This window comes from Aeromonas sp. 6P, assembly GCF_051919525.1.
Lineage (GTDB): Bacteria > Pseudomonadota > Gammaproteobacteria > Enterobacterales > Aeromonadaceae > Aeromonas > Aeromonas veronii.
Map to the genome: position 1 here is coordinate 4,134,307 of NZ_JBQBEO010000002.1, position 14,798 is coordinate 4,149,104.

Genomic DNA, 14,798 nt, shown 5'->3' on the forward strand with positions numbered 1-14,798 from the left:
CTCCGCTTTATTTGCCTGACTCAGCAAAATTCTTAGAACTCGCCACGCAGCCAGTTGCTAACCCGTTTGACCAGGCCACCGACGCTTGCCTTGGCGGCATATTCTTTGTTGCTACCTGTGGCTTGATGGGTGCGGCCATATTGCAGCAACCCGACCGCAGTCGAGTACACCGGTGCCTGCACGTAATCACTCAAACCACGTATGTTCATGGGCTCTCCCACCCGGACCTGGCTCTGGAAGATCTGCTCTGCACACTCCACAATGCCTTCAATCTGGGCAGCGCCGCCGGTCAAGACCACACCGGCTGCCAGCTGATGCTTGACCCCCTGCGCTTTCAACTCGCTTTGTACCCGCACCAGCTCATCATTCACCATGGAGAGCAACTCGGTGTAACGGGGCTCAATCACTTCAGCCAGTGTCTGCCGTTGCAGGCTGCGCGCCGGGCGACCGCCGACACTGGGTACTTCAATATTGTCTTCCTTGCTGACCAGACGACCGAGGGCGCAACCGTAGCGCACCTTGATCGCTTCCGCGTCGAGCGGCGGCGTGCCGAAGGCGTAGGCGATGTCGCTGGTCACAGTGCTGCCAGCATACGGGATCACCTTGGTGTGGCGCAGGGCACCGCCGGTAAACAGCGACATATCCATGGTACCGCCACCGATGTCCACCACGCAGACCCCCAGCTCTTTCTCGTCTTCGGTCAACACCGCATAGCTGGAGGCCAGCGCGGAGAAGATCAGTTGATCGACTCGCAGACCCACTTTCTCGACACACTTCTCGATGTTGCGAGCCATGTCGTTGTGGCAGGTGATCAGGTGAACCTTGGCAGCCATCCGTACACCGGAGAGGCCGACCGGATTCTTGATCCCTTCCTGATAATCGATGGCAAACTCCTGAGGCAGCACATGCAGCACCCGCAGCTCGTCGGAGAGGCGAACCGACTTGGCGGTGTGGATCACGTTGTCCACATCCTCCTGGGTCACCTCTTCATCGGAGATGGGCACCATACCGGTCTCGTTGCGGCAGTCGATATGCTTGCCGGACAACCCCAGATAGACCGAGCTGATCTGGCAATCTGCCATCATCTCGGCCTCTTCCACCGCGCGGCGCAGTGACTTGACCACGGAGTCGAGGTCATTGACCCCGCCCTTCTCCATTCCGCGAGAAGCGTGACTGCCCATACCGATGACGTTCAGTTCACCGTCCGGCAATACTTCCCCGACCAGAACCGCCACCTTGGTTGTGCCGATATCCAGTCCGACAATCAAATTCCTATCTGCGGTGTTGGTCATGCACTTTCTCTTCGCTCTTCTTCCAGCCAACTGCCATTCCGGTGTCGTATCGAAGATCCACGTAAGCGACTTGCGCACGGGGTTCGATAACCGGGAAGGCATCGATAAACCGCTGCAGCCGGAGCGCAATGTCATTGCGTCCCAGGAACAGCTTGATATTGCCATCCAGGGTCAGTTCCCAGGCATGGCGGGGGGTCAGATTCACCCCCAGCAACTTGTATCCCTTGGCAGCCAGTTGCGACTCGTACTGCCGACTCTCTTTCAACACCCGGGCGGCCTGGTCATCCGGCCCTGACAGCTGCAACAGCGGCGTCTTGACCCGATCCGGGGCACTGAATACCTTGCCCTTGGTGTTGACGAAGCGGTTGCCATTCCAGCGCGCCGCCACATCTTGTTCCGTGAGGTAGATCTTGATCTTGTTCGGCCACTTCTTTCGTACCGAGACCGAGGCCACCCATGGCAAGGCATTGAGCCTTGCCTGCAATTCGTTAACATCCAATTCGAAGAAGTTGCGCAGCTCGGCACCATCCAGCACGGCCATCCGCAGCTCTTCGGTTTGCAAATACTGGTGTTGCCCCTGCAGCAACAGCTCGCTCATGGGCAACCGGTTGGCATCTGTCAGCCAACCTTTAACATCCAGCGCCGTCCGGTAGCAGCCCCATATCACCAGCAGGAAAAATGCTACCCCTGCGATGAAGCCACCCTTGGTGCGCCCCTGTGCCCTTGCCTCCACCCGATCGATCCCCGTGTAACGCGCTAAACCGGCCTTTGACAGACCGGTTCGCCATTATATAGGCCCCGGCTTGGCGGTCAAAATACTCATTGGGCCCTCAGGCGCCAGATTTCATGCTATCTATGCTCAATTTCATCTCTCCGAGACGACGGGCCAGTGCCCCGACGTTCCCGGCGCCTTGAGTCAGCACCAAATCCCCCTCGCCGATCAGGTCGGCCAGCACGGCTGGCACGTCATCCGGTGTAGCGACGAAGATGGGTTCCAGGTTGCCGCGCGAGCGAATGGAGCGGCACAGTGCCCGTCCATCAGCGCCCGGGATCGGCTCCTCACCGGCAGCATAAACCTCCAGCATCACCAGCACGTCTACCTTCGAGAGCACATCGGCAAAGTCCTCGTAGAGGTCGCGGGTGCGGGTATAACGGTGCGGCTGGAACACCATCACCAGACGCTTCTCGGGCCAACCGGCACGGGCAGCATTGATCGTGACCTTCACTTCGCTCGGGTGGTGACCGTAATCGTCCACCAGCATCGCCTTGCCGCGACCGGTTTCAAACTTGCCATACTGCTGGAAGCGACGGCCAACACCTTCAAACTTGGCCAGTGCAGAGATGATGGCCTCATCGCTGACACCGTCCTCTGTCGCGACAGCTATCGCCGCTGCGGCGTTCAATGCGTTGTGAATACCCGGCAAATTGAGGGTCACCTGCAGCTCACCCGCCTCTTTGCGGCGAACACGGAAGCAGCTGTGGTTGGTGGTCTGGACAAAATCCAGCACCTGCACGTCGGCATCATCAGAGAGGCCGTAGGTCAGAGTCGGGCGGGCAATCTCGGGCAACATGCCACGGATCACCGGATCATCGATGCAGACCACCGCCAGTCCGTAGAAGGGCAGATTGTGCAGAAACTCGATGAAGGTGGCCTTCAGCTTGGAGAAATCACCGCCGTAGGTATCCATGTGATCCGCTTCGATGTTGGTCACGATAGAGACCATCGGCTGCAGATGCAGGAAAGAGGCGTCGCTCTCGTCCGCCTCAGCGATCAGGTAGCGGCTGCTGCCCAGTCGGGCATTGGTACCGGCACTGTTGAGCAGACCACCGATGACGAAGGTCGGATCGCGGTCGGCTTCGGCATAGATGCTCGCCACCAGACTGGTGGTGGTGGTCTTGCCGTGGGTACCGGCGATGGCGATACCGTGGCGGAAACGCATCAGCTCGGCCAGCATCTCGGCACGGCGCACCACCGGGATCCGCAGTTCGCGGGCAGCCAGCAGCTCCGGGTTGTCCTGCTTGATGGCAGTAGAGACCACCACCACGCTGGCACCCTCAACGTGTTCGGCACTGTGGCCGACGAAGATGTGCGCGCCCAGTCCGGCCAACCGCTCGGTCACAGCGTTGCGAGCCAGATCAGAACCCGTTACCTGATACCCTTCGTTGGCAAGCACTTCGGCGATCCCGCCCATACCGGCACCACCGATGCCGATAAAGTGGATGCGACGCACGCGGCGCATTTCGGGGATCACAGTACGCAGTTTTGCCAGTTCAACCTTGGTCATAATCGTCTCTTTAGTCTGCCGCTGGCCGTGTGCTGTCACACGGCGGCATCAATATAGTCAGGTACAAGGCTGCACGGTGTCGCCGCTGCAACCTTGCTCATCAATCTTTACCACGCAGCCCGGTTGCGAGCTGTTTGCACTCATCTGCAACCCGCTCGGCCGCATCGGTGATGGCGACGCGGCGAGCCGCTTTCGCCATGTTAAACAGGGTCTCCCGGCGACCAGCCAGCCAGGTCAGGCGCGCCGCCAGTGAGGCGGTGTTCAGCTCGGACTGGGGTAGAAACTCGGCCGCTCCGCCGTCGACCAGAGTCAAGGCGTTACGGGTCTGGTGATCATCCACCGCATGGGGCAGCGGCACGAAAATGGCAGCCACACCGGCGGCAGCCACTTCGGAAACAGTCAGGGCACCGGCACGGCAGACCACCAGGTCGGCCCAGGCGTAGGCGCTGGCCATATCCTTGATAAATTCGCTCACCTCGGCATTGATGTCGTGCTGGGCATAGGCAGCAGAGACGGCCTCGGCATTGCCCTTGCCACACTGGTGACGCACTTCAATGTGCACGCCGGATGCCGCCACCGCAGCAGGTACCTGCTCGTTGAGCACCCGCGCCCCCAGGCTGCCACCCACGATCAGCAGATGCAGTGGCTCATCCCCGCTGCGCAGTTGCGGATCCGGCAGGGCGACCACTTCGGGACGCACCGGATTACCGACCACGGCGGTGCGACGGCTCGGCGCGAAGGCGCCCGGAAATGCCATCAACACCCGCCTGGCGATACGGGCCAGCAACTTGTTGGTCATGCCGGCAGCAGCATTCTGCTCATGGAGCAGCAGCGGGATGCCGGAGAACCAGGCCGCCACGCCACCCGGGCCGGAAGCAAAACCGCCCATGCCGAGCACCACATCAGGACGAACGGTCTTGAGTACCTGACGCGCCTGCAGGATCGATTTGACGATGCGATAGGGCGCCACCAGCAGTCGTTTGATGCCGTTGCCACGTACTCCCTGAATATCGATGAAGGAGATGGGATAACCGTGGGCGGGCACCAGCTCAGCCTCCATCCGGTCTGCCGTCCCCAGCCAGTGGACATGCCAGCCCTGCTCCTTCAATCGATCGGCCACGGCCAGACCGGGGAATACATGCCCCCCGGTACCACCTGCCATCACCAACAACGTCTTGCTCACTAAACCTCCCGCACCCGCGCCTGGGCAGTCGCCTGACGCAACTCAAAATCGATTCGAACCAACATACTCACCGCCACCGTCATAATGATGAGACTGGAACCACCGTAACTGACCAGCGGCAGGGTCAAGCCCTTGGTCGGCATCATGCCACTGGCTGCACCAACGTTGACGAAGGTCTGGAAGCTGAACCAGATGCCGATGCCGATCGCCAGATAACCGTCATAGAGCCGCTCTGCCACCAGCGCGCGATGCCCCAGCTTGAGCGCCTTGACCGCCAGCGCAAAAATCAGGAACAGGGCGCCCAGCACCCCGACGTAACCCAGCTCTTCACCGAGGATCGCAAACACGAAGTCGGTGTGCGCTTCCGGCAGGTACTCCATCTTCTGGATGGAGTTGCCAAGCCCTTCGCCAAACCAGCTGCCACGACCAAACGCCATCAGCGACTGGGTCAGTTGGTAGCCACTGCCGAACGGATCGGCCCAAGGATCCATAAAAGAGGTCACCCGCCGCATCCGGTAGGGCTCGACGATGATCAGCATGATCACCCCGCCCAGACCGCCACCGATGAGGATCATGAACTGCCACAGTTTGGCGCCAGCCAGAAACAGCATGCCGAACGAGGTAACGAACATCACCACGGTCGACCCCAAATCCGGCTGCAGCAGCAACAGGATCGCCAGTACCCCGAACACCGCCAGCGGTTTCAGGAAGCCAAGCCAGGCTTCGCGCACCTCGTTCTGACGCCGCACCAGATAGCCGGCCAGATAGACAAACAGCGCCAGCTTGCCAAACTCGGCAGGCTGCAGGTTGAAGGGGCCGAGCGGCAACCAGCGCACCGCACCGTTAACGTTTCGGCCCACCAGCAGCACCAGCACCAGCATCAAGATCGCCAGCAGCAGCATGGGGCCGTTGTGCTGTTGCCAGCGCGCCATCGGCACCTGCAACACAAACCAGGAGATACCGAGCGCCATCACCAGAAACAGGGCGTGACGCTTCACAAACATGAAGGGGTCATCCCCCAGCGCAATCCCTTCGGGGATCGACGCCGAGGCCACGATGACCACCCCGACCGCCATCAGGGAGAGCGCCAGCAGTACCAGCTGCCGATCGTAGAGACCGGCAGGACGCGCCGGTAACAACCAGCGCTGGAACAGACCTGCTGCTGCGCGAAGGGCGTTCATAGTGCCAGCACCATCTCGGTGAAACGATCGCCGCGCACCTCGAACGACTTGAACTGATCGAGGCTGGCACAGGCCGGCGCCAGCAGCACCCAGTCACCGGGCTTCGCATCGGCCGCTGCTTTGGCAACCGCAGCGGCCAGGTCGGCCACCCGTTCGGTCTGCTCGCCCAGCGCCAGCAGCACCTCTGCATCCTGACCGAAGCAGTACATGTGATCGATCTGGTTGCCCAGCAGCGCCTGGATCGGGCCAAAATCCTGCCCCTTGCCCTGACCACCGGCCAGCAGCAGCAGGCGCCCCTTGACCGACTCGCGCACACCGGCAACGGCAGCCAGCGTGGCTCCCACGTTGGTGGCCTTGGAGTCGTTGATCCAGCGCACCCCGTTCACCTCGCGCACGAAGCGAGCACGGTGCGGCAAGCCCTCGAAACGACGCAGCACGGTAAGCTGAGCCGCTCGGGGAATGCCGACCGCATCGCACAGCGCCATGGCGGCCAGCGCGTTGGCCTGATTGTGTGCACCGACGATCTTCATCTCGTCTACCGCCAGCAGCGGTTCGCCGTGCAACGTCAACCAGTAGCGGCCATCCAGCAGGCAGCGGCCATAACCATTGCAGTCGAGACCAAAGCTCTGCCACACCTGACCCACATCCGGCAGGGTCTGGGCATCGTCACGATTGACCAGAATGTGTTTGGAGTGCTGATGGATCTCCATCTTGGCGGCGCGATAGTCGGCCATGCCCTGATAACGATCCATGTGATCTTCGGAGAGGTTCAGCACCACGGAGGCGGCAGCACGCAAACTGTGAGTAGTTTCCAGCTGGAAGCTGGAGAGCTCCAGCACACAGAGATCCATCGGCTGCTTGAGCAGCTCCAGCGCAGGCGTGCCGATATTGCCGCCCACGCCGACATTGAGACCGGCTTCGGCAATCATCTCACCCACCAAGGTAGTGACGGTGCTCTTGCCGTTGGAGCCGGTAATGGCGATGACCGGCGTCTGGGTCTCGCGAACAAACAGTTCGATGTCGCCGACGATCTGCACGCCACACTCGGCAGCCGCTTTCAGTTCGGGGGTCGCCAGCGCGATACCCGGGCTCGCGACAATCATGTGCGCCTGCTTGAGCAGCGCCTCGTCGAGACCGTGAATGAGCTCAACCTCAGACGGCAGTTGATCCTTGCCGGGCGGGTTGGCACGGGTATCCATCACCAGTGGCGTCACGCCACGGCCAAGGAAGTAATCGACACAGGAGAGCCCGGTTTTGCCCAATCCGATGATGATGACCATGGCCTTACCTCACCTTCAGGGTGGCAAGACCCAGCAGCACCAGCACGAGGGTGATAATCCAGAAGCGCACGATGACGCGCGGCTCCGGCCAACCCTTCTTCTCGTAGTGGTGATGGATCGGCGCCATGCGGAAGATCCGCACGCCGCGCAGTTTGTATGAACCCACCTGCAGGATCACCGAGACGGTCTCCATCACGAAGACGCCGCCCATGATCACCAGCAGGAACTCCTGACGGACCAACACGGCGATGGTACCGAGCGCGCCACCGAGGGCTAGGGAACCAACGTCGCCCATGAAGACCTGCGCCGGATAGGTGTTGAACCAGAGGAAACCCAGACCCGCCCCGACGATGGCGGTACAGACGATCACCAGCTCGGAGGTATAGGGCACGTAGGGAATGTGCAGGTAGCTGGCAAAGTTGACGTTACCGGTAGCCCAGGCGATCAGGGCAAAGCCCCCCGCCACCATCACGGTCGGCATGATGGCCAGACCGTCGAGACCGTCGGTCAGGTTGACCGCGTTGGAGGTACCGACGATGACAAAGTAGGTCAGCAGGATAAACATCAGGCCAAGCTGCGGCATCACATCCTTGAGGAAAGGCACCACCAGCTGGGTCTGCCCCTCATGGGTTGCTGTCGCATAGAGGAACACCGCCACCGCCAGCGCTACCGCGGATTGCCAGAAATACTTCCAGCGAGCGATCAGGCCGTCGGTATTCTTGCGCACCACCTTGAGGTAGTCGTCGGCAAAGCCGATGGCGCCATAGGCACCCAGCACAAACAGCACCAGCCAGACATAAGGGTTGTCGAGGCGGCACCAGAGCAGCACAGACGTGAAAATCGCAGCAATGATCATCAGGCCACCCATAGTCGGGGTGCCCCGCTTGCTGAGGTGGGACTCGGGACCATCGTTGCGAATCACCTGACCGAATTTCAGGATCTGCAGGCGACGGATCAGGCGTGGCCCCATCCAGAGGGCAACCCCCAGTCCGGTGATGATCGACAGGATGGCGCGAAACGTCAGGTAGGAGAAGACGTTGAAGAAGGTGAAGTGCGGGGTGAGCAGTTCGGCCAGCCAGACTAGCATGTGGCTGACTCCTGATGGCCTTTGACCATCTCGACGATATCTTCCATGCGGGAGCCACGGGCCCCCTTGACCAGAATCGAAATTTCCTGATGTGTATTTATCATTTGCGCAAGCACTTCAAACAACGACGCCTTGTTATCGAAATGTCGGCCCACCGCGGCATCTGCGGTGTGGCGACTCTCTTCCCCCACTGTCAGCACGGCATCCAGACCGCGCTCGCGGGCATGACGGCCAACCCGGGCGTGTTGCTCGGCAGACTCCTCACCCAGTTCCCGCATATCACCAAACACCAGCACCTTGAAGCCGCCCATGGCGGTCAGGGCATCGATGCCCGCCAGCACGGACTCCACGCTGGCATTGTAGGTATCATCCACCAGGGTCAGACCGCCCCAGCGCTGCACGCAGAAGCGCCCCTTGACCGGCGCCATCTGCTCCAGCCCCGCCTTGACGGAGCCGAGGGATGCGCCGAGGGCCAGACAGCCCGCGGCGGCAGCCAACGCATTGGCCACGTTGTGGCGACCCGGGATCGCCAGAGTCAGGCTCAGCTCGCCCTGCGGGGTCACCATCACGAACTCGGCGCAGCCTTGTTCGTTGAGCACAAGGTTGCGCGCGTGGAACGGCTGGCTCTGATCGTCGATGGAGAAGGCGCACTGAATGCCGCGTTCCCGCCACTTCGGCCAGAATTCGTTGTCGGCATTGACGATGGCGGTGCCGCCTTCGCTCAGCCCCTCAAAGATTTCGCTCTTGGCGTGGAACACCCCTTCCAGCGAGCCGAAGCCCTCCAGATGGGCCGCCGCCACGTTGTTGATGATGGCGGCATCGGGTTTGGCCAGCGAGGTAGTCCAGGCGATCTCGCCCGGATGGTTGGCACCCAGCTCCATCACCGCAAACCGGTGTTGCGGCTCGAGGCGCAGCAGGGTGAGCGGCACGCCCACCTCGTTGTTGAAGTTGCCAGCGGTGGCCAGCACTTCCCCTTCGTTGCGCAAGATGGCGGTTGCCATCTCCTTCACCGTGGTCTTGCCGCAGCTGCCGGTAATGGCCAGCACTTTCGGGTTGATGCGCTCGCGTACCAGCTTGCCGAGTCGGCCCAGTCCTTTCAGACTGTCGGTCACCACCAGCTGGGGGATGGCCAGCGGCAGCTCACGCTCGACCAGCAGGGCAGAGGCCCCTGCCTGAACGGCCTGCTCGCAAAAATCGTGGGCATCGAAGCGCTCGCCGCGCAGGGCAACGAACAGGGCACCCGCGCCCAGAGTGCGGGTGTCGGTACTGACGACGGTGATCTCGCCGTCGTCACCAATCAGACGGGCATCGAGTACCTGAGCCAGCTCGGCAAGCCTGAGGGTCATCATTTGAATGACTCCAATAATGTGTGCAAGGCGGCCGCAACGGTTTCTCGGTCGCTGTAGTGCCGCTTGTCGGTTCCAATGATCTGATAATCCTCGTGACCCTTACCGGCCACCAGGATGATGTCCTGTTTGCTCGCCTGACCGATGGCCAGCGCAATCGCCTTGACCCGGTCGTGCTCCACCTGCACCGCAGCAGGATCGCGAAGACCCGCCACCATGTCGGCCATGATCCGGGCCGGCTCCTCGGTACGGGGATTGTCGTCGGTCAGGATCACGCGATCCGCATACTGCTCGGCCATGGCGGCCATCATGGGGCGCTTGCCGCGATCGCGGTCGCCACCACAACCGACCAGACACCAGAGCTGGCCTGTACAGTGCACCCGCAGGGCCTGCAATGCCTTCTCCAGCGCATCCGGGGTGTGGGCGTAATCGACCACCGCCAGCGGCGTATCACCACCGCCAAAGCACTCCATGCGACCTATCACTGGCTGCAATTTCGGGGCAGTTGCCAGCAGCTCGTTGAAGTCGTAACCAAGCACCAGCATCACGCCCATCGCGGCCAGCACATTGCTGACGTTGAAGCGCCCGAGCAAGGGGGCGGATAATACACCATTCCCCCAGCTGGAGTTAATCTGCGCGCGAAAACCTTGCTGGTGAAAATCGAGCTGCTGCGCCGTTAATTGACGGCCCAAATGGTGTTCAATCGGGCCATTAACGCTGAACGCCACCGCTGCCGGGTATTTTTCGAGCCATTTGGCACCCAATTCGTCATCGCGGTTGATCACCGCATTCGACTCATCAACCAGCTGCAGCAACTGCTCTTTGGCCGCGCCATAGGCTTCCATGGTGCCGTGGTAGTCGAGGTGATCCCGGCTCAGATTGGTGAAAACCGCGGCGGCAAAGGGCAAAGCTGCCACACGGTGCTGTACCAGACCGTGGCTGGAGACCTCCATCGCCACCAGATCCGCGCCCTGTTCTTGCAGCGCAGCCAGATTGGCTTGCACCTGCACGGCGCTGCCGGTGGTGTTTTCCGCTTCGATCAGGTTGCCGAACAGGCCGTTGCCGATGGTGCCCATCACACCCGCGTTGCCACCCAGCAGGGTGCGCCAGTTGGCGACCAGCAGTGCCGTAGTGCTCTTGCCGTTGGTACCGGTGATCCCGACCAGATCCAATTTTTGGGCTGGCTGATCGTAGAAATAACCTGCAAGAGCAGAGAGGTGAGCGGGCAGCTCCCGCATCCCGATACAGGGAACCGGAGTCGATGGTGGGATAAATTCACCATCCTCCTCAAACACAACAGCGGTCGCTCCCTGAGCCACCGCCTGTTCGATAAACCGTCTGCCATCCACTTGATGACCGCGAATGGCCACGAAGAGCGAGCCGGGGCCAACCCGCCGGCTATCCAGCTGGATATCGGTCAGGGTGAGCGCCGGCGCCTGGATACCGAAGGGGCGCAGTAATGCATCAAGTGCGCGGGACAAGAGAAGCCTCCGTACGGGCAAGTTTGGTGGGCACCGCTGGCGGCACCGCATCGGGACGAATATTGAAGAGCTGCAGCACCCCGCCCATGGCCTCTGCAAACGGTGGGGTCGCCACGGCGCCGCCATAATAGGCGCTGCCTTTTGGCTCGTTGATCACCACCACCATGACGAAACGGGGATCACTGGCGGGTGCGAAACCGGCAAACCAGGCCATGTAATCCTTGCCATAGCCACCGGCGACGGCGACCTTGGCGGTACCACTCTTGCCACCGACCCGATAGCCCGGGATCTTGGCTTTTGGAATGGCGTTGTCGACCACATACTCCAGCGCCTGCAACATGGCAGCGGCGTTGTTGTGATCGATAACCTGCTCACCCTTGGGCGGCGTAGTCACCTTGACGATGGAGAGCGGCACCCGCTTACCCTTGTTAGCCAGGGTGGCGTAGGCGGAAGCCAGTTGCAACGGGGTGACCCGCAGACCATAACCGAACGAGAGGGTCGCTCGCTCGATATCGGACCAGCGACGACGCTGGGGCAGCATGCCGCTGCTCTCGCCCATCAGCCCGCTACCGGTATCCATGCCGAAACCGAACATGCTGAGGGTATTGATCATCTCCTGCGCCGGCATCCGCAGCGCGATACGCGACATACCGATGTTGGAGGAGTAGCGCAGGATGTCGTAGAGGTTGGTCGCCTTGTGGATACTGACGTCCTTGATCTGCTTGGCACCGATAAAGAGCGGACCACCGGGAATGAAATCTTTCCAGCTGGTGACACCTGCCTGCAAGGCACTGAGCAAAATCAATGGCTTGACGGTCGAACCCGGCTCGTAGGTATCGGTCACCACCCGGTTGCGTACCCGGAAGCTCTGATACTGGCCGCGGTTGTTCGGGTTATAGGAGGGGGTGTTGACCATGGCGAGTACTTCACCGGTCTTGATATCCAGCATCACCATGGAGCCGGAGGTCGCCTTGTTCTCGTCGGTTGCCCGCTTGAGGGCACGGTAGGCCAATGCCTGCACCCGCTGATCGATACTGAGCTGCAGATCGTTGGCATTCTTGCCCTCTTTGACGATGCCAAGCCGCTCGATGACCCGGCCCTGACGATCCTTGCGCACCCGCATTTCGCCGGGTGTCGCCGTCAGCCACTCGTTGTAGCTGCGCTCAATCCCTTCAATACCGCTGCCATCGATGTTGGTCACCCCCACCAGATGGGCGCTGATCTCGCCGGTCGGGTAGAAGCGGCGTGCTTCGGGGCGCAGGTAGACGCCGCCCAGCTTGAGCCCCTTGATGTACTCCGCCACCGCAGGAGTAACCTGACGCTGCAGATAGACGAAGCGCTTGCTGGGGTTGGCGATGCGGTGTTTAAGGGTGTTGATGTCGAGCTTGAGTACGGCGGATAGCGCCAGCCAGGCTCGCTCGTTATTGATGGCACCGGATTCATGTACCGTCTTGGGATCGGCCCAGACCGCCTCGACCGGTACAGAAACCGCCAGCTGCTCACCGTTGCGATCGGTGATCATGCCGCGCACCGCCTGGGTAGAGGTGGTACGCAGGGAGCGCATGTCACCCTCCTGACGCAGACGATCCGGATTGATCACCTGGATCCAGGCCAGACGCAGGATCAGACCCACAAACGCGATGCCGATAAACACCGCAAGCGTGCGAAAGCGCCACGGATAGATCGATGGCGCTTTGACATTCGCTTTGGCAGCTTTGGCTGTAGCCTTGCGTTTCATGGTTGGGTAATTACCTTCTCGGTGGTCACCAGCGGACGACCCATCTGCAACTTGTCCATCGCCAGACTCGCCACCCGGGAGTGTTCAGCCAGGGTGCCCTGCTCCAGCAGCAGGTGGCGCCATTCGATATTGAGGCGATCCTCTTCTGCCATCAGATCGTTCTGCTTGGCCGTCAGACCACGGGTCATGTTGGTCACCAGGATCACGGCAAACGCAGTCACCAGCACGGCGACCGACAGAAAAATCTGCAGCTTGTGCCGCCAGAGATCGGCAACGATCTCCTTGGCCAGATGAACACGCACTTCGCTCATCGCTTACTCCGCCAGCCGTTCGGCAACCCGCAGCACCGAGCTGCGTGACCGGCTGTTTTCAGATACTTCATGATCAGAAGGCTTGAGTGCCTTGCCGACCGACTTCAATTTGCGACCGCCAGCCAGCTGGGCCTCGGTCAACGGAATGCCGTAAGGCACTTCCGGCCCCTTCTCGTGTTTGCGAATAAAGTGCTTCACCAAGCGGTCTTCCAGTGAATGGAAGCTGATCACCGACAGACGGCCATGTGGTGCCAGCACTTCCAGTGCACCGTTGAGCGCGGTTTCGATCTCGTCCAGCTCGCTGTTGATATATATGCGAATGGCCTGGAAGCTGCGGGTTGCCGCATGCTTGCCCTTCTCCTTGCTCGGATTGACCCGGGCAATCATCTCCGCCAGTTGACGGGTACGCACATAAGGCTCGGTCACGCGGTCGTGCACGATGGCGCGGGCGATCTTCTTGGCAAAACGCTCCTCACCGAAGGTCTTCAACACCCAGGCGATGTCATCCACATCGGCCTTGGCCAGCCACTCGGCGGCGCTCTGACCGGAGGTGGGGTCCATCCGCATATCGAGCGGACCATCTTTCATAAAGCTGAAGCCACGCTCGGCATCATCCAGCTGGGGTGAAGAGACCCCCAGATCCAGCAGGAAGCCATCCACCTTGCCCAGCAAACCGCGCTCATCCAGATAGGAGGCGATGCCAGAGAAGGGGCCGTGCACGATTTCGAAACGGGGATCCTGGATCTTGGCGGCCTCGGCGATCGCCTGGGGATCGCGGTCGATGGCGATCAGGCGGCCATTGGGGCCAAGGTGCTGCAGGATCAGACGAGAATGACCACCACGGCCAAAAGTACCGTCGACGTAGACACCGTCCGGCTTGATGGCCAGACCTTCAACGGCTTCGTGCAGCAGCACTGTGATGTGTTCAGCGGCTTGGGTCATTTATAAAGAGAAATCCTGTAGTCGTGGTGAGCTTGCCCAATCGTCCCCGGGCAGACCCAAGATGTCGTCATTGACCTGTTGTTGCCAGCGGGCTTCATCCCACAACTCAAACTTGTTGAGCTGGCCCACCAGCATGATTTTCTTGTCCAGCCCCGCATGGTTGCGCAGTGGCTGACTGAGCAGCAGACGGCCATTGCCATCCAGCTCGCATTCGGTTGCATGTCCCAGCAGCAGTCGCTGCAAACGGCGCTCTTGCGGATTCATGCTGGAGAGAGTCTTGAGCTTGCGCTCGACCTCTTCCCATTCATTCAGGGGATAAAGCAGCAGACAGGGATGGGCAATATCGATGGTGCAGACCAGCTGGCCGTCGCTTTCATCGCGCAGCCAATCACGAAATTTGGTCGGAATTGCCAGCCGCCCTTTACTGTCCAGGCTGATGGCATGAGCGCCACGCAACAAATTGCAGTCCCTGAAGGTGAGTGAGCAGGCAGATTGCCCCTCTAAAAACCACTTTGATCCACTTTTCCCCACCTTGAAGTTTAAGGACGAGCAGGGGGCTTTTCAAGCAAGGAGATGGGACAGAGGGAACATATTGACGCAGCAATTGCATACCGCGGATTGAGTGGGTTGATTTTCCACAAGTTATTTGGCGTTAGGCTCTGGCGATTAATT

13 protein-coding genes are annotated in these 14,798 nt (G+C 60.7%); all 13 read right to left on the bottom strand.

The window, feature by feature from the left end:
• Positions 1-32: 32 nt before the first annotated feature.
• On the bottom strand, positions 33-1,292 hold the full coding sequence (ftsA, locus tag ACTG2J_RS19110) for a cell division protein FtsA (protein ID WP_005336148.1): 1,260 nt from the start codon (positions 1,290-1,292) through the stop codon (positions 33-35).
• The gene (locus ACTG2J_RS19115) at positions 1,273-2,025 is read right to left on the bottom strand and encodes a cell division protein FtsQ/DivIB (protein ID WP_005336149.1); all 753 of its coding nucleotides are present in this window, start codon (positions 2,023-2,025) and stop codon (positions 1,273-1,275) included. Before ACTG2J_RS19115 ends, ftsA begins: the two co-directional genes overlap by 20 nt.
• Positions 2,026-2,122: 97 nt before the next feature.
• Positions 2,123-3,577: a UDP-N-acetylmuramate--L-alanine ligase gene (gene murC / locus ACTG2J_RS19120; protein WP_439989216.1), complete on the bottom strand. Its 1,455-nt coding sequence runs from the start codon at positions 3,575-3,577 to the stop codon at positions 2,123-2,125.
• Between the two features lie 100 nt (positions 3,578-3,677).
• Positions 3,678-4,760, bottom strand: a complete 1,083-nt coding sequence (gene murG, locus ACTG2J_RS19125) for an undecaprenyldiphospho-muramoylpentapeptide beta-N-acetylglucosaminyltransferase (protein ID WP_439997786.1) — start codon at positions 4,758-4,760, stop codon at positions 3,678-3,680.
• A complete protein-coding gene (gene ftsW / locus ACTG2J_RS19130; protein WP_439997787.1) occupies positions 4,760-5,941 on the bottom strand; it encodes a cell division protein FtsW in 1,182 nt (393 codons plus the stop codon). Before ftsW ends, murG begins: the two co-directional genes overlap by 1 nt.
• The gene (gene murD / locus ACTG2J_RS19135; protein ID WP_227272922.1) at positions 5,938-7,221 is read right to left on the bottom strand and encodes a UDP-N-acetylmuramoyl-L-alanine--D-glutamate ligase; all 1,284 of its coding nucleotides are present in this window, start codon (positions 7,219-7,221) and stop codon (positions 5,938-5,940) included. The genes ftsW and murD overlap by 4 nt, the downstream gene beginning before the upstream one ends.
• Before the next feature lie 4 nt (positions 7,222-7,225).
• The gene (gene mraY / locus ACTG2J_RS19140) at positions 7,226-8,308 is read right to left on the bottom strand and encodes a phospho-N-acetylmuramoyl-pentapeptide-transferase (protein WP_279464199.1); all 1,083 of its coding nucleotides are present in this window, start codon (positions 8,306-8,308) and stop codon (positions 7,226-7,228) included.
• Positions 8,302-9,657, bottom strand: a complete 1,356-nt coding sequence (locus ACTG2J_RS19145; RefSeq protein ID WP_439997788.1) for a UDP-N-acetylmuramoyl-tripeptide--D-alanyl-D-alanine ligase — start codon at positions 9,655-9,657, stop codon at positions 8,302-8,304. The genes mraY and ACTG2J_RS19145 overlap by 7 nt, the downstream gene beginning before the upstream one ends.
• The gene (gene murE / locus ACTG2J_RS19150) at positions 9,654-11,186 is read right to left on the bottom strand and encodes a UDP-N-acetylmuramoyl-L-alanyl-D-glutamate--2,6-diaminopimelate ligase (protein ID WP_439997789.1); all 1,533 of its coding nucleotides are present in this window, start codon (positions 11,184-11,186) and stop codon (positions 9,654-9,656) included. Before murE ends, ACTG2J_RS19145 begins: the two co-directional genes overlap by 4 nt.
• Entirely contained in the window at positions 11,119-12,873 is a 1,755-nt protein-coding gene (locus tag ACTG2J_RS19155) for a peptidoglycan glycosyltransferase FtsI (protein ID WP_005336163.1), read from the bottom strand. Before ACTG2J_RS19155 ends, murE begins: the two co-directional genes overlap by 68 nt.
• Positions 12,870-13,184 (bottom strand): cell division protein FtsL, encoded by a 315-nt coding sequence (ftsL, locus tag ACTG2J_RS19160; RefSeq protein ID WP_005336166.1) that lies wholly within the window; start codon positions 13,182-13,184, stop codon positions 12,870-12,872. The genes ACTG2J_RS19155 and ftsL overlap by 4 nt, the downstream gene beginning before the upstream one ends.
• A gap of 3 nt (positions 13,185-13,187) precedes the next feature.
• Complete coding sequence (gene rsmH, locus ACTG2J_RS19165; protein WP_005336168.1) at positions 13,188-14,126, bottom strand: 16S rRNA (cytosine(1402)-N(4))-methyltransferase RsmH; 939 nt, start codon at positions 14,124-14,126, stop codon at positions 13,188-13,190.
• Positions 14,127-14,585 carry a division/cell wall cluster transcriptional repressor MraZ gene (mraZ, locus tag ACTG2J_RS19170; RefSeq protein WP_013723406.1) on the bottom strand — a complete coding sequence of 153 codons (459 nt, stop codon included), beginning with the start codon at positions 14,583-14,585 and terminating at the stop codon, positions 14,127-14,129.
• Between the last annotated feature and the right edge of the window lie 213 nt (positions 14,586-14,798).